The sequence below is a fragment of the Streptomyces sp. NPDC030799 genome, assembly GCF_055572255.1.
In genome coordinates, this window is the sequence record NZ_JBVIDS010000007.1 from 242,760 (window position 1) to 263,975 (window position 21,216).

A 21,216-nucleotide genomic window follows, 5' to 3' on the forward strand; every position below is an offset into this window, starting at 1 on the left:
AGGGCGGTCACCCCACTGGGGTGACCGCCCTTCAACTCATGCTGCCCGCTTACTGGTTGTACGGACCGTAGTCGTAGTCCTCCAGCGGAACGGCCTGGCCGGAGCCGGTGCCGAACGGCGAGTAGTCGATGTCGTCGTAGCCGACGGCCGAGTACATCGCGGCCTTGGCCTCCTCGGTCGGCTCGACCCGGATGTTGCGGTAGCGGGACAGACCCGTACCGGCCGGGATGAGCTTACCGATGATGACGTTCTCCTTGAGGCCGATGAGGCTGTCGGACTTGGCGTTGATCGCCGCGTCCGTCAGGACTCGGGTCGTCTCCTGGAAGGAGGCGGCCGACAGCCAGGACTCCGTCGCCAGCGAGGCCTTGGTGATACCCATCAGCTGCGGACGACCGGAGGCCGGGTGACCGCCCTCCTGGACCACACGACGGTTCTCGTGCTCGAAGCGGGAGCGCTCGACCAGCTCGCCGGGCAGCAGCTCGGCGTCGCCCGACTCGATGATCGTCACACGGCGCAGCATCTGCCGGATGATGATCTCGATGTGCTTGTCGTGGATCGACACACCCTGCGAGTTGTACACCTTCTGGACCTCGCCGACCAGGTGGACCTGGACGGCACGCTGGCCCAGGATGCGCAGCACGTCGTGCGGGTTGGTGGCACCCACGGTGAGCTGCTGGCCCACCTCGACGTGCTCGCCCTCGCTGACCAGGACCTTGGCACGCTTGGAGATCGGGTACGCCGTCTCGTCGCTGCCGTCGTCCGGGGTGACGACGATCTTCTTGGTCTTCTCGGTCTCCTCGATCCGCACGCGGCCGGAGGCCTCGGAGATCGGGGCGACACCCTTCGGGGTACGGGCCTCGAAGAGCTCGACGACACGCGGCAGACCCTGGGTGATGTCGTCACCGGCCACACCACCGGTGTGGAAGGTACGCATCGTCAGCTGGGTACCGGGCTCACCGATGGACTGGGCGGCGATGATGCCGACCGCCTCACCGATGTCGACCAGCTTGCCGGTGGCCAGCGAACGGCCGTAGCACATCGCGCAGGTGCCGACGGCGGACTCGCAGGTCAGGACCGAGCGGGTCTTGACCTCCGCGACGCCGTTCTTGACCAGCTCGTCGATGAGCACGTCGCCGAGGTCGGTGCCGGCCGGGGCCAGCACCTTGCCGTCGACCACGATGTCCTCGGCGAGGCAGCGCGCGTACACGGACGTCTCGACGTCGTCCGCCTTGCGCAGCACGCCGTCCGCGCCGACCTCCGCGATGTGGAGCTTGAGGCCGCGCTCGGTGCCGCAGTCCTCCTCGCGGATGATGACGTCCTGGGAGACGTCGACCAGACGACGGGTGAGGTAACCCGAGTCGGCGGTACGCAGGGCGGTGTCCGCCAGACCCTTACGGGCACCGTGCGTGGAGATGAAGTACTCCAGCACGGACAGACCCTCACGGAACGAGGCCTTGATCGGACGCGGGATCGTCTCGTTCTTCGCGTTCGACACCAGACCACGCATACCGGCAATCTGACGCATCTGCATCATGTTGCCTCGTGCACCCGAGTTCACCATCATGAAGATCGGGTTGGTCTTCGGGAAGTTCTCGTTCATCGCCTCGGCGACCTCGTTGGTCGCCTTGGTCCAGATCGCGATGAGCTCCTGCGTGCGCTCGTCCTTGGTGATCAGACCGCGCTCGTACTGCTTCTGGACCTTCTCGTCCTGCGCCTCGTAGCCGCGGACGATCTCCTTCTTCGCCTCGGGAACGACGACGTCGGAGATGGCGACGGTGACACCGGAACGGGTGGCCCAGTAGAAGCCGGAAGCCTTCAGGTTGTCGAGCGTCGCCGCCACGATGACCTTCGGGTAGCGCTCGGCGAGGTCGTTGACGATCTCGGAGAGCTGCTTCTTGCCGACCTCGTAGTCGACGAACGGGTAGTCCTCGGGCAGCAGCTCGTTGAAGAGCGCGCGGCCCAGCGTGGTGTTCAGCCGGAAGCTGTCACCCTGCTGCCACTCCGGCTCGCCCTCCTCGCGCGCCGGCGGGGTCCAGCCGCGCGGCGGGATGGTGCCCACCGGGAAGCGGATGTCCACGCGCGACTGCAGCGACAGCTCGCCGGCGTCGAACGCCATGATCGCCTCGGCCACGGACGCGAACGAGCGGCCCTCGCCCTTGACGTCACGCATCTCGCCGTCGGTGGTGAGGAAGAACAGACCGAGGACCATGTCCTGGGTCGGCATCGTCACCGGACGGCCGTCGGCCGGCTTGAGGATGTTGTTCGAGGACAGCATCAGGATGCGGGCCTCGGCCTGCGCCTCCGCGGACAGCGGCAGGTGCACGGCCATCTGGTCACCGTCGAAGTCCGCGTTGAACGCGGTGCAGACGAGCGGGTGGATCTGGATGGCCTTGCCCTCGACCAGCTGCGGCTCGAAGGCCTGGATGCCGAGGCGGTGCAGGGTGGGAGCACGGTTCAGCAGCACCGGGTGCTCGGCGATGACCTCTTCGAGGACGTCGTACACGACGGTGCGGCCGCGCTCCACCATGCGCTTGGCGCTCTTGATGTTCTGCGCGTGGTTCAGGTCGACCAGGCGCTTCATCACGAACGGCTTGAAGAGCTCCAGCGCCATGGCCTTGGGCAGACCGCACTGGTGCAGCTTCAGCTGCGGACCGACGACGATGACGGAACGCGCCGAGTAGTCGACACGCTTGCCGAGCAGGTTCTGACGGAAGCGGCCCTGCTTGCCCTTCAGCATGTCGCTGAGGGACTTCAGCGGACGGTTGCCGGGGCCCGTCACCGGGCGACCACGACGGCCGTTGTCGAAGAGCGCGTCGACGGCCTCCTGAAGCATGCGCTTCTCGTTGTTCACGATGATCTCGGGCGCACCGAGGTCGAGAAGCCGCTTCAGACGGTTGTTGCGGTTGATCACACGGCGGTACAGGTCGTTCAGGTCGGAGGTCGCGAAGCGGCCACCGTCCAGCTGCACCATCGGACGCAGGTCCGGCGGGATGACCGGGACGCAGTCGAGGACCATGCCCTTGGGGCTGTTGCTCGTCTGCAGGAACGCGGAGACGACCTTCAGCCGCTTCAGGGCACGGGTCTTCTTCTGGCCCTTGCCGGTGCGGATGATCTCGCGGAGGCGCTCGGCCTCCTCCTCCAGGTCGAAGGACTCCAGGCGCTTCTGCAGCGCCGCGGCACCCATCGAGCCGTCGAAGTACGTGCCGAAGCGGTCACGCAGCTCGCGGTAGAGCAGCTCGTCGCCCTCGAGGTCCTGGACCTTGAGGTTCTTGAACCGGGTCCACACCTCGTCGAGGCGGTCGATCTCGCGCTGCGCACGGTCGCGCAGCTGCTTCATCTCGCGCTCGGCACCCTCGCGCACCTTGCGGCGCACGTCGGCCTTGGCGCCCTCGGCCTCCAGCTCGGCCAGGTCGGTCTCGAGCTTCTTGGCGCGGGCCTCCAGGTCGGCGTCCCGGCGGTTCTCGATCTGCTGGCGCTCGACCGAGACGTGCGCCTCCAGGGAGGGCAGGTCGCGGGTACGGCGCTCCTCGTCGACGTACGTGATCATGTACGCGGCGAAGTAGATGACCTTTTCGAGGTCCTTCGGCGCCAGGTCCAGCAGGTAGCCCAGGCGGCTCGGGACACCCTTGAAGTACCAGATGTGCGTGACGGGCGCGGCCAGCTCGATGTGGCCCATCCGCTCACGACGCACCTTCGCGCGCGTGACCTCGACGCCACAGCGCTCGCAGATGATGCCCTTGAAGCGGACGCGCTTGTACTTGCCGCAGTAGCACTCCCAGTCCCGGGTCGGACCGAAGATCTTCTCGCAGAAGAGTCCGTCCTTTTCGGGCTTCAGGGTGCGGTAGTTGATGGTCTCGGGCTTCTTGACCTCACCGTGGCTCCACTGACGGATGTCGTCAGCGGTGGCCAGGCCGATCCGGAGCTCGTCGAAGAAGTTGACGTCGAGCACTATGCGTCAATCCCTCTCAGGGTCGAAAGTCTGTGGTCTGAAACGGGGGCCTGGGGGTCGGCGGGGCCCTTGTGGGTCAGGGCCCCGCCGGACTCCCGTCAGACCTCTTCGACGCTGCTCGGCTCGCGCCGGGACAGGTCGATACCGAGCTCCTCCGCAGCGCGGAAGACGTCCTCGTCGGTGTCACGCATCTCGATGGACATACCGTCGCTGGACAGCACCTCCACGTTCAGGCAGAGCGACTGCATCTCCTTGATGAGCACCTTGAAGGACTCGGGGATGCCGGGCTCGGGGATGTTCTCGCCCTTGACGATGGCCTCGTAGACCTTCACGCGGCCGGTGACGTCGTCGGACTTGATGGTCAGCAGCTCCTGGAGGGCGTACGCGGCGCCGTAGGCCTCAAGGGCCCACACCTCCATCTCACCGAAGCGCTGGCCACCGAACTGCGCCTTACCACCCAGCGGCTGCTGGGTGATCATCGAGTACGGACCGGTCGAGCGGGCGTGCAGCTTGTCGTCGACCAGGTGGTGCAGCTTCAGGATGTACATGTAGCCGACCGAGATCGGGTCCGGGAACGGCTCACCGCTACGGCCGTCGAACAGCCGCGCCTTGCCGGACGGGAGCACCATGCGCTCGCCGTCGCGGTTCGGGATGGTGTGCTGCAGCAGACCCGCCAGCTCGTCCTCGCGGGCACCGTCGAAGACCGGGGTCGCGACGTTGGTGCGCGGGGCGACCTGGTCGGCGCCGATGGCCTGCAGGCGCTGGGCCCACTCGTCCGCGAGGCCGGAGACGTCCCAGCCGCGGCTGGCGAGCCAGCCGAGGTGGATCTCCAGGACCTGTCCCGGGTTCATTCGGGACGGCACACCCAGCGGGTTGAGGATGATGTCGACCGGAGTTCCGTCCTCGAGGAACGGCATGTCCTCGATGGGCAGGATCTTGGAGATGACACCCTTGTTGCCGTGGCGGCCGGCGAGCTTGTCACCGTCGGTGATCTTGCGCTTCTGCGCGACGTAGACGCGGACCAGCTGGTTCACGCCCGGCGGCAGCTCGTCGCCCTCCTCGCGGTCGAAGACGCGCACACCGATGACCTTGCCGGTCTCGCCGTGCGGCACCTTCAGCGAGGTGTCACGGACCTCACGGGCCTTCTCACCGAAGATCGCGCGCAGCAGGCGCTCCTCCGGGGTCAGCTCGGTCTCACCCTTCGGGGTCACCTTGCCGACGAGGATGTCACCGGCGATGACCTCGGCACCGATGCGGATGATGCCGCGCTCGTCGAGGTCGGCGAGGACCTCCTCGGAGACGTTCGGGATGTCCCGGGTGATCTCCTCGGGGCCGAGCTTGGTGTCACGGGCGTCGACCTCGTGCTCCTCGATGTGGATCGAGGAGAGGACGTCGTCCTGCACGAGGCGCTGCGACAGGATGATCGCGTCCTCGTAGTTGTGACCCTCCCACGGCATGAACGCCACGAGCAGGTTCTTGCCGAGGGCCATCTCGCCGTTCTGGGTGGCCGGGCCGTCGGCCAGCACCTGGCCGGTGATGACGCGGTCGCCCTCGTTGACGATGACCTTCTGGTTGACCGAGGTGCCCTGGTTGGACCGGGAGAACTTGGCCAGGCGGTACGTGATGTACGTGCCGTCGTCGTTGGCGGTGGTGATGTAGTCCGCGGAGACCTCCTGGACCACACCGTCCTTCTCGGCCTTGACCACGTCGCCGGCGTCGACCGCGGAGCGGTACTCCATGCCGGTGCCGACGAGCGGAGCCTCGGACTTAATCAGCGGCACGGCCTGACGCATCATGTTCGCGCCCATGAGGGCACGGTTGGCGTCGTCGTGCTCCAGGAAGGGGATCATGGCGGTCGCGACCGACACCATCTGGCGCGGCGAGACGTCCATGTAGTCCACGTCCTCGGGGCCGACGTAGTCGACCTCGCCGCCACGGCGGCGGACCAGCACGCGGGCCTCGGCGAACCGCATCTCGTCGTTCAGCGGCGCGTTGGCCTGCGCGATGACGAAGCGGTCCTCCTCGTCGGCGGTCAGGTAGTCGACCTCGTCGGTGACCTGGCCCTCGACGACCTTGCGGTACGGCGTCTCGATGAAACCGAACGCGTTGACCCGGCCGTAGGAGGCCAGCGAGCCGATCAGACCGATGTTCGGGCCTTCCGGCGTCTCGATCGGGCACATGCGGCCGTAGTGCGAGGGGTGCACGTCACGGACCTCGAAGCCGGCCCGCTCACGGGAGAGACCACCCGGGCCGAGGGCGTTCAGACGACGCTTGTGCGTCAGCCCCGACAGCGGGTTGTTCTGGTCCATGAACTGGGACAGCTGGCTGGTGCCGAAGAACTCCTTGATGGAGGCGACGACCGGCCGGATGTTGATCAGGGTCTGCGGCGTGATCGCCTCGACGTCCTGCGTGGTCATGCGCTCGCGCACGACACGCTCCATACGGGCGAGACCCGTACGGACCTGGTTCTGGATCAGCTCGCCGACGCTGCGGATACGACGGTTGCCGAAGTGGTCGATGTCGTCGGTCTCGACCATGATCGAACGGCCGGACTCGCCGATCGTCTCGGTCTCGCCGGCGTGCAGCTTCACCAGGTACTTGATGGTGGCGATGATGTCGTCGGTGGTGAGCACACCGGCGTCCAGCGGCTCGTCCGCACCGAGCTTCTTGTTCACCTTGTAGCGGCCGACCTTGGCGAGGTCGTAGCGCTTGGGGTTGAAGTAGAGGTTCTCCAGCAGCGTCTGCGCGGCCTCACGCGTGGGGGGCTCGCCCGGACGCAGCTTGCGGTAGATGTCGAGCAGCGCGTCGTCCTGGCCCTGGGTGTGGTCCTTCTCCAGGGTGGCGCGCATGGACTCGTACTCGCCGAACTCCTCGAGGATCTGCTCGGTCGTCCAGCCGAGCGCCTTGAGCAGCACGGTGACCGACTGCTTGCGCTTGCGGTCGATGCGGACACCGACCATGTCGCGCTTGTCGATCTCCATCTCCAGCCAGGCACCCCGGGACGGGATGATCTTGGCGGAGAAGATGTCCTTGTCGGACGTCTTGTCGATGCTGGAGTCGAAGTAGACACCGGGGGAACGGACCAGCTGAGACACAACGACACGCTCGGTGCCGTTGATGACGAAGGTGCCCTTGTTCGTCATGAGCGGGAAGTCACCCATGAAGACCGTCTGGGACTTGATCTCACCGGTCTCGTTGTTGGTGAACTCGGCGGTGACGAAGAGCGGGGCGGCGTACGTGAAGTCGCGCTCCTTGCACTCGTCGATGGAGTTCTTCGGCGGCTCGAAGCGGTGGTCCCGGAACGTCAGGGACATCGACCCGGAGAAGTCCTCGATCGGGGAGATCTCCTCGAAGATCTCTTCCAGACCGGACTTGGTGGGGACGTCCTGACCGTTCTCCAGAGCCTCCTCGACCCGACTCTGCCAGGCGGTGTTGCCGAGCAGCCAGTCGAAGCTCTCGGTCTGCAGCGCGAGCAGGTTCGGAACCTCGAGAGGCTCCTTGATCTTTGCAAAGGAGATGCGCAGCGGGGCGGTGCTGGCGCCGTTGTTCGTATTCGCGGTCGAGGCATTGCGCGAGGCGGCCAAGAGGGGGTCCTTCCGAGGGCTCGGACTCACTACGCGCGTGCCGGCCCCTCTCCCGTACACAGAGACAGAAACCCCAGGTCAAGGGGGCTTTTGTCTTCAGTGCTCGAGTGAGGGCAGACCCCTGGTGACGGGCAGGGGACAGCTAACAGGCAGCGCAAAGGGTCAGTGTAGCCACTTGGCACACTGATGTCCAGTGCGGGTTTGTCGAGACCCTCGCTGTGCTCACCGCTCTTGTCAACGCCCTCGGCATGCCTGCCCTCAACGCACGTTGATACTGCCCTCTTCGCCGTCGATCCATGCCTCGGATTCGGATCCTTGTGACGACGCGTCCTGAGAATTGCGCGCTGCGTGCGGTTCGTCAAGGCCCCTCAGTCCAAACGAGACTGGCCGGAGACACGACGAAGATCACCATACCCCTCGCCGTCGCGAGTGCAAGGTAACCGAGGTCGGTCCTCCGCATACGCCGAAGAGCGACCACCCGGATGGATGATCGCTCTTCGGTGCGTTCGCGTTACAGCCCTGCGGGGCACTTTTCAGAGTGTCCCGGGGCTGCGCTCGGCGCGCGTTCGAGTCCTGGGGACCCGAGAGGTCTTACTTGACCTCGACGGAGGCGCCGGCGCCCTTGAGGGCCTCGGCGGCCTTGTCGGCGGCTTCCTTGTTGACCTTCTCGAGGACCGGCTTCGGGGTGCCGTCGACGAGGTCCTTGGCCTCCTTCAGACCCAGGGAGGTCAGCTCACGCACGACCTTGATGACCTGGATCTTCTTGTCGCCGGCGCCGGTGAGGATGACGTCGAACTCGTCCTTCTCCTCGACGGCCTCGGCGGCCGGGGCGCCCGGGGCGCCGGCGGCGGCAACCGCGACGGGGGCGGCGGCGGTGACGTCGAACTTCTCCTCGAACGCCTTCACGAACTCGGCGAGCTGGATCAGGGTCATGCCCTCGAACTCGGCGAGCAGTTCGTCCTGGGTGAGAGCCATGATGGCTTTCCTTCCACTAAATCGGCTGGTGCCGGATGTACATGACTGGCGGGCGTACGTTCGGGCCCGCTACGACCACTGCCTGGTGGCGGCGGTCATGATGCGAGCCGAATTACTCGGCACCGCCCTGCTCGGCCTGCTTGGCGCGCAGCGCGTCCACGGTGCGGACGAGCTTCGACGGGAGCGCCTGGAAGAGCGCGGCAGCCTGGGACTGCTTGCCCTTCATGGCGCCCGCCAGCTTGGCGAGCAGAACCTCGCGGGACTCGAGGTCCGCAAGCTTCTTGATCTCGTCGGCGGAGAGGGCCTTGCCCTCGAGGACACCGCCCTTGATGACGAGATTGGGGTTGTCCTTGGCGAAGTCACGCAGACCCTTCGCCGACTCCACCGGGTCACCGGTGACGAAGGCGACGGCCGTCGGACCAGCGAAGAGCTGGTCGTCCAGCGTGATCCCGGCCTCGTTGGCCGCAATCTTGGTCAGCGTGTTCTTCACCACGGCGTACTGGGCGTTCTCACCGAGCGACCGGCGCAGCGTCTTGAGCTGCGCCACGGTGAGACCGCGGTACTCGGTCAGCACGGCGGCGTTGGAGCTGCGGAACTTGTCCGTCAGCTCGGCAACCGCGGCAGCCTTGTCGGGCCTCGCCATAGAGCCTCGGCCTCCTTCCGGGTGATTCGGACCGCGCGGACCCGAAGGAGGACTGGGTAAAACGAAACGCCCCGGCGCAGGCGCACGGGGCGGACTCGACCGGCCGCACACGCGCTCGGCGCGCGCACTCCGGGAGTTCTTCCACTGTCACCTGCGCGGGTCGCCCACTTTTCAGCGGATCCTTCGGCCACCGCGCCCTCGTACGAGCGCACGGCAACGACCAGCGGTCTTTGGCTTCTGCAAGAGAGTAAGGGACGGGGGCGCCGCCGAGCAAATCGACCACAAACGGCTCGTAGGAGGCCCCGCCGCGGGCTCTCCGGCACCGGCTGCCGTACGGGGTCGGGCGGGGCCCCTCCGGTGGTGCGCGCCGCGTGGGCTGCGACGCGCGCCGCGTGGGCTACGGCCGCCGGGGCCGGGGCGCTCCGGGCCTTCTCGCCGGCCCTGACCGTCGTACAGCCGGGCCGTGCGGGTCAGGCGCCGGTGCTTCAGGAGAGGGTGCCGGTGGCGGAGCCGCTCGACGTGGTGCCCGAGCCGTGGGTCCCGAGGGACTTCATCAGGTCCTTGAAGTCCTTGGTGTCACTGGCCGGCGGCGCCTCGGCGGAGACCGGCACGCCGTAGTCGCTGTAGGAGGCGCTGCTGGTCAGGGTGCCCTTGGCGGTGTCCGCCTTCTCGGTCTTCTTCACCAGCAGGTTCTGGTCGTTGATCCAGATGTCGATGGTGTCGGTGGTGATGCCCGACCGGTCGAGCTGCTTCTTCAGGGCCGTCAGCTGGTCCGCGCTGAGGTTGCTGCTCCGGCCCGCGAGGTCGGCGACGTTCACCGTGCCCGCGTAGTGCCTGGTGTGCACGCCGGAGACCGTCTCCTCGCCGACCTTCTTCACGTCACCGGAGGCCAGCAGCATCTTCACGGCCTGGTTCGGCGACGACGTCTGGGCCTGGTCCTTCAGGTACGAGCCGGACGCGCCGGCGAACTTGGCGAGGTCGTCGTAGCCGTACCTGACCCAGTGCTTGCCGCCCATCTGCTGGGCGAACGCCTCGCTCATCTTCGCGTAGTAGGCGTCCGGCAGATAGCGGGCCTGCATCGACGGGGTACCGGCCTTGCGCATCATCTGGGCCATCTGCCCGCCGGTGTACGTCAGAGTGAGGTTGCCCTTGATGCCGTGGCCCCAGGCGAGGGCGCCGTCGCCGGTCGCCGACATCAGGTTGCCCAGGGACATGGTGGAGTGCACCTTGGCCGAGTCCGCCTTGTCGGTGGACTGCTCGGCGGTGCGCAGGACGGCGGCGATGGGGCTGAGGTGGATCGCGCCGCCACCGGCCGCCTTGCCGTCCTTCCCGGAGCCGGAGGAGCCGCAGGCGGCCACCCCGGTCAGCGCGGCCACCACCGCCACGGAAAGGGTCATCCGGCGCGCCGTCGTGCTCTTCATCTTGTCCTACCCCCATGCAAGTCGAGTGCCTGCACCGTAGCCCAGGCCACTGACAGTCGTCCCAAAGGGCCTGCAAAGACAGGTCGTACAAAGAAAGGACGGGCCCTGCACCTGGAAGGTTGCAGGGCCCGCCCTTACTCACGCGTACCTGACGCGGCTACCGGGCCGAGCGGAGGGCTCAGACGGCGGCCGGGTCCTCCTCGACGAGGAGGTTGCGGGTGCGGTTCGGGTCGACCGGGATGCCGGGGCCCATCGTCGTGGTGATGGCGGCCTTCTTGAGGTAACGGCCCTTGGCGGCGGACGGCTTCAGACGGAGGATCTCCTCCAGCGCGGCGCCGTAGTTCTCCACCAGCTTGGCGTCGTCGAAGGACGCCTTGCCGATGATGAAGTGCAGGTTCGAGTGCTTGTCGACGCGGAACTCGATCTTGCCGCCCTTGATGTCGGTGACGGCCTTGGCGACGTCGGGGGTGACGGTGCCGGTCTTCGGGTTCGGCATCAGACCACGCGGGCCGAGGACGCGGCCGAGGCGGCCGACCTTGCCCATGAGGTCCGGGGTGGCGACGACGGCGTCGAAGTCCAGGCGGCCCTTCGAGACCTCGTCGATCAGCTCGTCGGCGCCGACGATGTCGGCGCCCGCGGCACGCGCGGCCTCGGCACGGTCGCCGGTCGCGAAGACCAGGACCCGGGCGGTCTTACCGGTGCCGTGCGGAAGGTTCACGGTGCCACGGACCATCTGGTCGGCCTTGCGCGGGTCGACACCCAGACGGAAGGCGACCTCGACGGTGGCGTCGAACTTGGTCGTGGAGGTCTCCTTGGCGAGACGGACGGCCTCGAGCGGGGCGTAGAGCTTCTCCCGGTCGACCTTGGCGTCCGCAGCGCGGAGAGCCTTGCTGCGCTTGCTCACAACTTGCTCCTGTGTGTTCTGAAAGGAGTCGTGGTCCCTGGGCCGAGCAGGCCCTGCCACGTGCGACCGCTACGGCCGCATGACTGCTGGGTGGGTTGAGGTCAGCCCTCGACCGTGACGCCCATGGAACGCGCGGTACCGGCGATGATCTTCGCGGCGGCGTCCAGGTCGTTCGCGTTCAGGTCGGGCATCTTGGTCTGGGCGATCTCGCGGACCTGCGCCTCGGTGATCTTGGCGACCTTGGTCTTGTGCGGCTCGCCGGAGCCCTTCTCGACACCCGCGGCCTTGAGGATCATCTTCGCGGCCGGCGGCGTCTTGGTGATGAAGGTGAAGGAGCGGTCCTCGTAGACCGTGATCTCCACCGGGATGACCCACCCGCGCTGCGACTCGGTCGCGGCGTTGTAGGCCTTGCAGAACTCCATGATGTTGACACCGTGCTGACCCAGCGCGGGGCCGACCGGCGGAGCCGGGTTGGCGGCACCGGCCTGGATCTGGAGCTTGATGAGCCCCGTGACCTTCTTCTTCTTGGGAGGCATAGCTCTCCGGGTCCTTTCAATCGGGTCCATGCCCGCGCGAGGATCGCGATCCTGACGCAGGCATACCGCACAACGATAACGGGTATGGATGCGCGGCCAAAAACCGTGCAGGTCAGACCGGCTGAGGACAGCCCGCCTGACCTGCGCGGAAGGGCGACGTCCAGAAATGGACTGGTTCTTGTGGATCAGGTCTTCGGACTAGTGGTCGTTGTCCGTCGGCGTCGAGCGGCGTCGGACGGCCCAGAGACGGCCCCAGCGACTGCGCCGTCGCGGCCGCTCGGCAGACTCACGTGCCCAGGCGTACGGCATGGGCTCCTTGTCGTCCAGGACCCAGGGCTCGGGATAGCGGGCGTGACAGCCGGAACAGCGCGCGACGAAGGTCCCCACTTCCGGGTTCGTCATGATGCTGTAGTGCGAAGAAGGCACCGCCCTGATCACGTAGCCATTGGCTGTGGTCTCCAGCCCCGGCCAGCTGGGCGAGCAGCTGCACGCGGCGCTCTTCGCGAACGTCTCGTCGCCCGCTGCGTCGTGCGTGTTCTCCAGCGTCGCGTACAGCTCTCCCATCGCGCGCACCATGCGCTCGCCTTCTGCTGTCATCCGCCCCTGCCCCTCAGACCTCCGTGTTGAGCGGACACCGTAGCGCGCGGCCGGCGGAACGGCTTCGGGCTGGTGCTCGATGAGGGAGCGGCCCCTGGACACGACAGAGCCCCTGCCCAACGGGAAACCGCTGGGCAGGGGCTCTTTCGGACGATCGCGAAGCTAGTTCTTCTGGATCTGGTCGAAGGACAGCTCGACCGGCGTCTCCCGGCCGAAGATCTCCACCAGGCCCTTGACCTTCTTCGAGTCGGGGTTGATCTCGTTGATGGTCGCCTGCAGCGTGGCGAACGGGCCGTCGGTGACGGTGACCGAGTCGCCGACCTCGAAGTCCAGCACCTGGACCTCGACCTTGCGCTGCGGAGCGGGCTTGCCCTCGGCCTCGGCGGCCTCGCGGGCGGCCTTCTCCTCGGCCTCCGGGGCGAGCATCTTGACGATCTCGTCCAGGGTCAGCGGGTACGGGTCGTAGGCGTTGCCGACGAAGCCGGTGACGCCCGGGGTGTTGCGGACGACGCCCCAGGACTCGTTGGTCAGGTCCATGCGGACCAGGACGTAACCCGGCAGCTTGTTCTGCTTGATCGTCTTGCGGTCGCCGTTCTTGATCTGGACGACCTCTTCCTGCGGCACCTCGGCCTGGAAGATGTAGTCCTCGACGTTCAGCGAGACGGCGCGCTGCTCCAGGTTGGTCTTCACGCGGTTCTCGTAACCGGCGTAGGTGTGGATGACGTACCACTCGCCGGGGAGGGTGCGCAGTTCCTCGCGCAGGGCCTGGACGGGGTCGACGGGCGCGGCCGGCTCCTCCTCGGCAGCCTCGGCGGCGGCCTCCTCGCCGGCTTCCTCGTCCTCTTCGTCCTCGACGTTCAGGGCAGCCTCTTCGGCCGGCTCCCCCGCCTCGGCCTCGGCAGCCTCGAACTCGTCCTGCTCGTCCGCGCCCTCGACGATGTCGAGCTCGTCGTCCACCATCTCGGCAGCGGTCGCGCGCGACTCGATGGCGTCGTCGTTCAGGTTCGGGTCAGACACGGTGGCTGCTTCTTCCTGGATACATAGGGGTGGAACATGCGAAAACGGGCGCCGGTACCACGGCGCCCTTCGCTCCTGGCTCAGCCGAAGACGTACTTGGCCGCGTGGTTGAGCCCATAGTCAATCACGGTCACCAGCGCGATCATGATGGCAACAAAGAAGATCACCACGGTGGTGTACGACGTCAGCTGGTTACGCGTCGGCCAGACGACCTTGCGGAGCTCCGCGATGATCTGGCGGTAGAAGGTGGCGAGGCGCTTCAGCGGGCCCTTCTTGGCGCGCTTGCCGCCCTTGCGGGCCTTCTTCTTGGACTCCGGCAGCTCGTCCTGGGCGTCAGGCGTGTCGATGGAGCCCACGGCGTCCGTCATTCGTCCTCACCTGGTCCCGGGTCGTGGCCGTGCCGCGCCCGGTTTCTGAGCCGCACGGCGGTGCATTGCTGTACGTACATGCGCACACATCCTGGCGGTGTGTGTAGCAGGGCCGGAGGGACTTGAACCCCCAACCGCCGGTTTTGGAGACCGGTGCTCTACCAATTGAGCTACGACCCTTTGTGTGTCCCCCAACGTACCGCATCCGGCCGGGTGCGCGGTGTGCACCGGTTGCGGCGGCGGCTGCTGAAGGCCAACGAGGTGAGAGTGTACGTGGTCCGCGGCCCGGCGTCGAACAGAAAGTGCCCGTCCGGAGCCACTTGACCAGAGATCCTCCTGACCGGGGACCGGATTCGGACCCGTGTTCACGCCTCGACCCTTAGTTGTTCAGTCTGTGAAACCCGCATGCCGGGGGGATTTCCGGTCTGGAACGATGGGCTCCATGAGCGCTGCAACCCCACCCACCGAGCGCCGGGTCTCCGCCCGAGTCGGCGCGATCTCCGAGTCCGCCACCCTCGCCGTGGACGCCAAGGCCAAGGCCCTGAAGGCCGCCGGGCGTCCGGTGATCGGCTTCGGCGCCGGTGAGCCCGACTTCCCGACCCCGGACTACATCGTCGAGGCGGCCGTCGAGGCCTGCAAGAACCCCAAGTACCACCGCTACACCCCGGCCGGCGGCCTGCCCGAGCTGAAGTCCGCGATCGCCGCGAAGACGCTGCGCGACTCCGGCTGGGAGCCCGACGTCTCGCAGATCCTCGTCACCAACGGCGGCAAGCAGGCCATCTACGAGGCGTTCGCCGCGATCCTCGACCCGGGCGACGAGGTCATCGTCCCGGCGCCGTACTGGACGACATACCCCGAGTCGATCCGCCTCGCGGGCGGTGTCCCGGTGGAGGTCGTGGCCGACGAGACCACCGGCTACCGGGTGAGCGTGGAGCAGCTGGAGGCGGCGCGCACCGAGAAGACGAAGGTCGTCCTCTTCGTCTCCCCGTCCAACCCGACCGGCGCGGTGTACTCCGAGGCCGAGACCGAGGCGATCGGCCGCTGGGCCGTCGAGCACGGCCTGTGGGTGCTCACCGACGAGATCTACGAGCACCTGGTCTACGGCGACGCCGCCGCGGTGTCCCTGCCGGCGCTGCTGCCCGAGCTGCGCGACAAGTGCATCGTGGTCAACGGTGTGGCGAAGACGTACGCCATGACCGGCTGGCGCGTGGGCTGGGTCATCGGCCCGAAGGACGTCGTCAAGGCCGCGACGAACCTGCAGTCGCACGCCACCTCGAACGTCTCCAACGTGGCCCAGGTGGCCGCCCTGGCCGCCGTCTCCGGCGGCCTGGACGCCGTGGCGACGATGCGCGAGGCCTTCGACCGGCGCCGCAAGACCATCGTGCGGATGCTCAACGAGATCGACGGCGTGGTCTGCCCGGAGCCCGAGGGCGCCTTCTACGCCTACCCGTCGGTCAAGGCGCTGCTCGGCAAGGAGATCCGCGGCAAGCGCCCGCAGGACACCGTCGAGCTCGCCGCGCTGATCCTGGAGGAGGCCGAGGTCGCAGTCGTCCCGGGCGAGGCCTTCGGCACGCCCGGCTACCTGCGGCTGTCGTACGCGCTCGGTGACGAGGACCTCGTCGAGGGCGTGAGCCGGATGCAGAAGCTGCTGGCGGAGGCCAGGGACTGAGGTCCATTTTTGGACAGGAGCACCTCCCGATGTCGGGAGGTGCTCCTGTTCGTTTGTGCGAGCAAGACCACGTACGGGGAAACGGCTACCGGTGTGACAGGTGCGTACGGCAGGATCCTGGGATGGAGCGTGTACGTGACCTCTCTGAGCTGCCGAAGGCCCATCTGCACCTGCACTTCACCGGTTCGATGCGGCCGGGAACCGTTCTGGAACTGGCCGACAAGTACGGCGTTCGACTGCCCGAGGCCCTGACCGAAGCCCTGACCAGCGGCGAACCGCCGAAGCTGCGGGCCACCGACGAGCGGGGCTGGTTCCGTTTCCAGCGGCTGTACGACGCGGCGCGCTCCTGCCTGCGCGAGCCGGAGGACATCCAGCGCCTGGTCCGCGAGGCGGCCGAGGAGGACCTGAGGGACGGCTCGGGCTGGCTGGAGATCCAGGTGGACCCGACGTCGTACGCGCCCCGGCTGGGCGGGCTGATCCCGGCCCTGGAGATCATCCTCGACGCGGTGGACACGGCGTCCCGGGAGACCGGCCTCGGCATGCGGGTCCTGGTCGCCGCCAACCGCATGAAGCACCCGCTGGACGCCCGTACGCTGGCCCGCCTCGCGGTGCGGTACGCGGAGCGGGGCGTGGTCGGTTTCGGACTCTCCAACGACGAGCGGCGGGGCATGGCGCGGGACTTCGACCGGGCCTTCCACATCGCGCGCGAGGGCGGTCTGCTGTCGGCCCCGCACGGCGGCGAGCTGACCGGCCCGGCCTCGGTGCGCGACTGCCTGGACGACCTGCACGCCTCGCGGGTCGGGCACGGCGTACGCGCGGCGGAGGACCCGCGGCTGCTGAAGCGGCTGGCCGACCGGGGCGTGACCTGTGAGGTGTGCCCGGCGTCGAACGTGGCGCTCGGCGTGTACGAGAAGCCCGAGGACGTGCCGCTGCGGACGCTCTTCGAGGCCGGTGTCCCGATGGCGCTCGGCGCCGACGACCCGCTGCTGTTCGGCTCCCGGCTGGCCGCCCAGTACGAGATCGCCCGCCACGCCCACGGCTTCTCGGACGCCGAACTCGCGGAACTGGCGCGCCAGTCGGTGCGGGGCTCGGCCGCCCCCGAGGACGTCAAGGCGCGGCTGCTGGCCGGCGTCGACGACTGGCTGGCCCGCCCGCCCGTCTGAAGCGGGCTGCGGGGCTCGTCCTCCGGCCGTGCCTGCGGTGCCAGTGGCTGGGCCCCAGCCCGTACGTGTGGTGGCCCGGCACCAGACGCGCGGCGAGCTCAGGCGGTGGCCGGCGCAACGGAGATTCCGCCCAGCAGCGTCCTGGCGAGCCGCGCGGCGAAGTCGTCGACCGGCGGCCGCTGCCCCGTTTCCGTCGCGTCGTAGGCGAACGCGCGCTGCGCACAGGCGCCCAGCAGCAGGGAGGCGGCCGCGTAGGTGTCGGCGTCGGGGCGGACGCGGCCGGCGGCCTGTTCGGCGCGGAGGTAGGCGTCCAGGTCCTGGATGGGCTTGTGCGGGCCGGAGCCGAGCTTGCGCAGCGCCTCGTGGTGGCGCTCCTTGAGCTGGGTCTCGGCGTACAGCGAGCCGGCGATCGGGAAGCTCTGTTCGTAGAAGAGGGCGGCCCGGCGGGCGATCTCGGTGAGGTTGCCTTCCAGGGTGCCCTGTCCCGGTTCGGCGGCGAGGCTGTCCAGCAGCGGGGTGAGCCGGGGAAGCCGCTCGGTGAGCACCCGGACGAACAGCTCTTCCTTGCTGTCGAAGTACTTGTAGAGGGCCGCTTCGGAGCAGCCGGCCGCGCGGGCGATCTCCTTGGTGGTGGCGCGGGCGAGTCCGACGGTGAGCATGAGCTCGTGAGCTGCGTCGAGGATGCGGACACGCGCCGGCTTCGGCTCCATGGGGGTCCAATCGGGCTTGACGAGTGGGTGAGTACTTACTCACTCTAGAGCGAACAGGGGTGAGTGAATACTCACCCACCTAACCCGAGTACGGGGACACTCATGAACCTCACCGTTTTCGGCGCCACCGGCGGCATCGGCCGGGAGATCGTGCGCCAGGCGCTCGGCGCGGGCCACCGGGTGACCGCAGTGGTCCGCGATCCGGCCCGGCTGGACGTCCGGGGCGACGCCTTGGAGGTGTTCCGCGCCGACCTGACCGACCCCGAGGAGCTGCGTGCCGCCGTCAGCGGCCGTGACGCCGTCCTCTCCGGCCTGGGCCCCCGCAGCCGCAAGGACGCCGGGGTCACCACCCGGCTGACCCGTACGGTGCTGCGCGCCATGGAGGCGGAGGACGTACGGCGGCTGCTCGTGGTCAGCGCCGCCCCAGTCGGCCCCGCCGCCGCGAACGACGGCCCGCTGGACCGCGCCGCGCGGGGCCTGGTGTCGGCGATCCTCAAGGACATCTACGCCGACCTGCGCGAGATGGAGGGCGAACTGGCCCGCAGCGGCACGGACTGGACGTCCGTACGACCGCCCCGCCTGCAGAACAAGCCGCTCACCGGCCGCTACCGCACCCTCGTCGGCGGCTTCCCGCGCAAGGGCCGCTTCATCGCACGCGCGGACGTCGCGCACGCGATGCTGGCGATGATCGACGACGGCGGAACGGTGAAGCAGGGGGTGGGGGTGGCGTACTGAGCGCCCCTTACAGGCTGACGCCGACGGTCACCGGTTCGTTGACGAGCGTGACCCCGAAGGCCTCACGGACCCCTGCGACCACCTCACGGGCCAGCGCCAGCAGGTCCTCGGTGGTGGCCTCGCCCCGGTTGGTGAGGGCGAGGGTGTGCTTGGTGGAGATGCGGGCCGGGCCGGTGCCGTAGCCCTTGGTGAAGCCCGCCTTGTCGATCAGCCAGGCCGCGGAGGTCTTCGTACGGCCCTGCCCCGCCGGGTAGGCGGGCGGCTCGACACCGTCCCCGAGCCGCTCGCGCACGCGCGCGTGGAATGCGGCGAACTGCTCGTCGGTGAGGATCGGGTTGGTGAAGAAGGACCCCGCGGACCAGGTGTCGTGGTCCTCGGGATCGAGGACCATGCCCTTCCCGGTACGCAGCTTCAGCACGGTCTCGCGGGCGTCGGCCAGCGGCACCCGGTCACCGGGCTCGACGCCGAGCGCGCGCGCCGCCTCGGCGTACTTCACGGGCGCGGACAGCCCGGCAGCGTCCTCCAGCTCGAAGCGGACGCGCAGCACCACGTAGCGCTCGGGGTCGGCCTTGAAGCGGCTGTGGCGGTACGAGAAGGCGCACTCCTCGTTCGTCAGCGTGACCGTCTCGCCGGCGCGCCGGTCGTAGGCGAGGACCTCGGTGATGGTGGAGGCGACTTCCTGGCCGTAGGCGCCCACGTTCTGGATCGGCGTGGCGCCGGCGGATCCGGGGATGCCGGCCAGGCACTCGATACCGGCGAGCCCGGCCTCGACCGTGCGGGCCACGGCGTCCGTCCACACCTCGCCGGCCGCCAGTTCCAGCGTCGTGCCGCGCAGTTCGGCACCGCGCGTGGCGATCCGCAGGGCGGTGCCGTCGAAGCCCTTGTCACCGATGACCAGGTTCGATCCGCCGCCGATGACCAGCAGCGGCGTCCCGCTGTCGTCGGCCTCACGGACGGCGGCGATCACCTCGGCGTCGGTCACCGCAGTGACCAGCCGCGTCGCGGGACCGCCCAGCCGGAAGGTGGTCAGCGGGGCAAGAGGGGCATCGTGGAGTACCTGCACGGGCCCAAGACTACGAGACGGCCCCGCCTGGCTGGACGGGCACGGTCCGCCGCCCCGCGAGGACCTGCGTTCCGGATGTGCGTAAGGGGCGCCCGCCATGGAGGGCGCCCCTTACGGCATTGCTGCTTCCTTGTGCGACTGCAGCCGGCCCTTGGCCTTTGCCGCCCCGCCGGCGGACCGTCAGGCCAGACGTACGACCGCCCGGGACATACCCAGCACCTTCTGGCCGCCGCTGGTCGCCGTCAGGTCCACACGCACGGTGTTGTCGTCCAGCTTGGCCGCGACCTTGCCACTGACCTCGATCAGGGCGCCCTGGTCGTCGTTCGGCACGACGACGGGCTTGGTGAAGCGGACGCCGTACTCCACGACCGCCCCGGGGTCCCCGGTCCAGTCCGTGACCACGCGGATCGCCTCGGCCATGGTGAACATGCCGTGCGCGATGACGTCCGGCAGGCCGACCTCCTTGGCGAACTTCTCGTTCCAGTGGATCGGGTTGAAGTCCCCGGAGGCGCCCGCGTAGCGCACGAGTGTGGCACGGGTCACGGGGAAGGTCTGCGCCGGCAGCTCGGTGCCGACCTCGACGTCCTCGTAGGTGATCTTCGCCGTCATCAGGTCCTCACGCCTCCTCGGCCGCGCGGGCCACGAGCTTGGTCCAGGCGGTCACGACGTGCTCGCCCGCCTCGTCGTGCACCTCACCCCGGATGTCCAGGATGTCGTTGCCCGCGAGGGACTTGATTCCCTCGATGGTGGAGGTGACCGAAAGCCGGTCCCCGGCCCGGACCGGGCGGCGGTAGGCGAACTTCTGGTCGCCGTGCACCACGCGGCTGTAGTCGAGGCCGAGCTGCGGGTCCTCGATGACCTGCCCGGCGGCCCGGAAGGTGATGGAGAACACGAAGGTCGGCGGGGCGATCACATCGGGGTGTCCGTACGCCTTGGCGGCCTCCGGGTCCGTGTACACCGGATTGGTCTCGCCCACCGCCTCGGCGAACTCGCGGATCTTCTCCCGGCCCACCTCATAGGGCGCGGTGGGCGGGTAGGTCCGTCCTACGAAGGACTGGTCGAGCGCCATGGCCCGGCACCTCCTGATGTCTGCTGTGATGGCCCCAAATTAGCCGGAAACCAGCCGTGAGCCGTTGGGCCGGCGGTCCGACTGAAACGACGCGAGGCCGCCCCCTCGGAAGGGGACGGCCTCGCGTACGAGCCTGTTTATCGCGTCTCGCGGTGCGCGGTGTGCGCGTTGCAACGCGGGCAGTGCTTCTTCATCTCAAGACGGTCCGGGTTGTTACGCCGGTTCTTCTTGGTGATGTAGTTCCGCTCCTTGCACTCCACGCAGGCCAGCGTGATCTTCGGGCGGACGTCGGTGGCAGCCACGTGAGTGCTCCTAAGACGAACGGGTGGACTGATTCAACGCAAGAAAGAGTAGCCGATCGAAGGACCGACCCCGCAATCGGCTACTGTCAGTAGCGGTGACCGGACTTGAACCGGTGACACAGCGATTATGAGCCGCTTGCTCTACCGACTGAGCTACACCGCTGAGATGCGATCGGGCCCCGCCTTTCGACGGGAACCTCTCACACCAGAGCCCCAAAACGGAATCGAACCGTTGACCTTCTCCTTACCATGGAGACGCTCTGCCGACTGAGCTATTGGGGCGAGCGATGAAGACATTACACGGTCCGCCGCCGTTCACCCAAATCCGTATCCGGCCGCCCATGACCACCCCCATCTCCGCCCTCGCAGCGGCCTCATGCACCGCGCGGGTGCCGGCTCGGGGCGACGTGCGGCGGGGGGGGGCACGCGCGCGTGGGCTTCGCCGGAAGTGACGGGGCGGTGCCACGCGTGTGGGCGACACGTGTACCGCCAAGGGCGGACCACACCGGTA

Annotated in this window: 18 protein-coding genes and 3 tRNA genes; 3 read left to right on the plus strand and 18 right to left on the minus strand. The window is 68.2% G+C overall.

Features of this window, described 5'->3' with window-relative positions:
- Positions 1 to 49 precede the first annotated feature (49 nt).
- From ACZ41I_RS19695 to ACZ41I_RS19745, 11 genes are all read right to left on the minus strand, one after another.
- Positions 50 to 3,949 (minus strand): DNA-directed RNA polymerase subunit beta', encoded by a 3,900-nt coding sequence (locus ACZ41I_RS19695; RefSeq protein ID WP_363214374.1) that lies wholly within the window; start codon positions 3,947 to 3,949, stop codon positions 50 to 52.
- A gap of 98 nt (positions 3,950 to 4,047) precedes the next feature.
- Complete coding sequence (gene rpoB, locus ACZ41I_RS19700) at positions 4,048 to 7,533, minus strand: DNA-directed RNA polymerase subunit beta (protein WP_363214375.1); 3,486 nt, start codon at positions 7,531 to 7,533, stop codon at positions 4,048 to 4,050.
- 591 nt (positions 7,534 to 8,124) lie between these two features.
- Positions 8,125 to 8,508 (minus strand): 50S ribosomal protein L7/L12, encoded by a 384-nt coding sequence (gene rplL / locus ACZ41I_RS19705; RefSeq protein WP_398001933.1) that lies wholly within the window; start codon positions 8,506 to 8,508, stop codon positions 8,125 to 8,127.
- Between the two features lie 112 nt (positions 8,509 to 8,620).
- A complete protein-coding gene (rplJ, locus tag ACZ41I_RS19710) occupies positions 8,621 to 9,151 on the minus strand; it encodes a 50S ribosomal protein L10 (protein WP_363214376.1) in 531 nt (176 codons plus the stop codon).
- A 485-nt stretch (positions 9,152 to 9,636) separates the two neighbouring features.
- The gene (locus ACZ41I_RS19715) at positions 9,637 to 10,572 is read right to left on the minus strand and encodes an SCO4651 family lipoprotein (RefSeq protein ID WP_363214377.1); all 936 of its coding nucleotides are present in this window, start codon (positions 10,570 to 10,572) and stop codon (positions 9,637 to 9,639) included.
- Between the two features lie 178 nt (positions 10,573 to 10,750).
- The gene (gene rplA / locus ACZ41I_RS19720) at positions 10,751 to 11,476 is read right to left on the minus strand and encodes a 50S ribosomal protein L1 (protein WP_055706206.1); all 726 of its coding nucleotides are present in this window, start codon (positions 11,474 to 11,476) and stop codon (positions 10,751 to 10,753) included.
- Positions 11,477 to 11,577: 101 nt separating this feature from the next.
- Complete coding sequence (gene rplK / locus ACZ41I_RS19725; RefSeq protein ID WP_055493153.1) at positions 11,578 to 12,012, minus strand: 50S ribosomal protein L11; 435 nt, start codon at positions 12,010 to 12,012, stop codon at positions 11,578 to 11,580.
- Positions 12,013 to 12,210: 198 nt separating this feature from the next.
- A complete protein-coding gene (locus ACZ41I_RS19730; protein ID WP_468514670.1) occupies positions 12,211 to 12,609 on the minus strand; it encodes a hypothetical protein in 399 nt (132 codons plus the stop codon).
- Positions 12,610 to 12,771: 162 nt separating this feature from the next.
- Complete coding sequence (nusG, locus tag ACZ41I_RS19735; protein ID WP_399776704.1) at positions 12,772 to 13,626, minus strand: transcription termination/antitermination protein NusG; 855 nt, start codon at positions 13,624 to 13,626, stop codon at positions 12,772 to 12,774.
- Between the two features lie 80 nt (positions 13,627 to 13,706).
- On the minus strand, positions 13,707 to 13,994 hold the full coding sequence (gene secE, locus ACZ41I_RS19740; RefSeq protein WP_360093898.1) for a preprotein translocase subunit SecE: 288 nt from the start codon (positions 13,992 to 13,994) through the stop codon (positions 13,707 to 13,709).
- 107 nt (positions 13,995 to 14,101) lie between these two features.
- Positions 14,102 to 14,174: transfer RNA gene (locus ACZ41I_RS19745), tRNA-Trp, on the minus strand.
- Between the two features lie 262 nt (positions 14,175 to 14,436).
- Between ACZ41I_RS19745 and ACZ41I_RS19750 the strand changes: the two genes are divergently transcribed.
- Both ACZ41I_RS19750 and ACZ41I_RS19755 read left to right on the plus strand, forming a co-directional pair.
- Positions 14,437 to 15,663, plus strand: a complete 1,227-nt coding sequence (locus tag ACZ41I_RS19750; protein WP_399776701.1) for a pyridoxal phosphate-dependent aminotransferase — start codon at positions 14,437 to 14,439, stop codon at positions 15,661 to 15,663.
- Positions 15,664 to 15,785: 122 nt separating this feature from the next.
- Complete coding sequence (locus ACZ41I_RS19755) at positions 15,786 to 16,826, plus strand: adenosine deaminase (RefSeq protein ID WP_399776698.1); 1,041 nt, start codon at positions 15,786 to 15,788, stop codon at positions 16,824 to 16,826.
- Between the two features lie 98 nt (positions 16,827 to 16,924).
- On the opposite strand, the gene ACZ41I_RS19760 is transcribed toward ACZ41I_RS19755, so the two are convergent.
- Positions 16,925 to 17,536 carry a TetR/AcrR family transcriptional regulator gene (locus ACZ41I_RS19760; protein ID WP_399776696.1) on the minus strand — a complete coding sequence of 204 codons (612 nt, stop codon included), beginning with the start codon at positions 17,534 to 17,536 and terminating at the stop codon, positions 16,925 to 16,927.
- Between the two features lie 102 nt (positions 17,537 to 17,638).
- Between ACZ41I_RS19760 and ACZ41I_RS19765 the strand changes: the two genes are divergently transcribed.
- On the plus strand, positions 17,639 to 18,271 hold the full coding sequence (locus tag ACZ41I_RS19765; protein WP_468514671.1) for an NAD(P)-dependent oxidoreductase: 633 nt from the start codon (positions 17,639 to 17,641) through the stop codon (positions 18,269 to 18,271).
- A gap of 7 nt (positions 18,272 to 18,278) precedes the next feature.
- Here the strand turns inward: ACZ41I_RS19765 and ACZ41I_RS19770 are convergent, their stop codons facing one another.
- From ACZ41I_RS19770 to ACZ41I_RS19795, 6 genes are all read right to left on the minus strand, one after another.
- On the minus strand, positions 18,279 to 19,334 hold the full coding sequence (locus tag ACZ41I_RS19770; protein ID WP_468514672.1) for a UDP-N-acetylmuramate dehydrogenase: 1,056 nt from the start codon (positions 19,332 to 19,334) through the stop codon (positions 18,279 to 18,281).
- Positions 19,335 to 19,514: 180 nt separating this feature from the next.
- Positions 19,515 to 19,943 (minus strand): MaoC family dehydratase, encoded by a 429-nt coding sequence (locus ACZ41I_RS19775; protein WP_363214384.1) that lies wholly within the window; start codon positions 19,941 to 19,943, stop codon positions 19,515 to 19,517.
- Positions 19,944 to 19,950: 7 nt separating this feature from the next.
- A complete protein-coding gene (locus ACZ41I_RS19780) occupies positions 19,951 to 20,403 on the minus strand; it encodes a MaoC family dehydratase N-terminal domain-containing protein (RefSeq protein WP_363214385.1) in 453 nt (150 codons plus the stop codon).
- Positions 20,404 to 20,540: 137 nt separating this feature from the next.
- Complete coding sequence (gene rpmG, locus ACZ41I_RS19785) at positions 20,541 to 20,705, minus strand: 50S ribosomal protein L33 (protein WP_003948671.1); 165 nt, start codon at positions 20,703 to 20,705, stop codon at positions 20,541 to 20,543.
- Between the two features lie 90 nt (positions 20,706 to 20,795).
- Positions 20,796 to 20,868 (minus strand) — tRNA-Met (locus tag ACZ41I_RS19790).
- Between the two features lie 46 nt (positions 20,869 to 20,914).
- A tRNA-Thr gene (locus ACZ41I_RS19795) sits at positions 20,915 to 20,987 on the minus strand.
- Between the last annotated feature and the right edge of the window lie 229 nt (positions 20,988 to 21,216).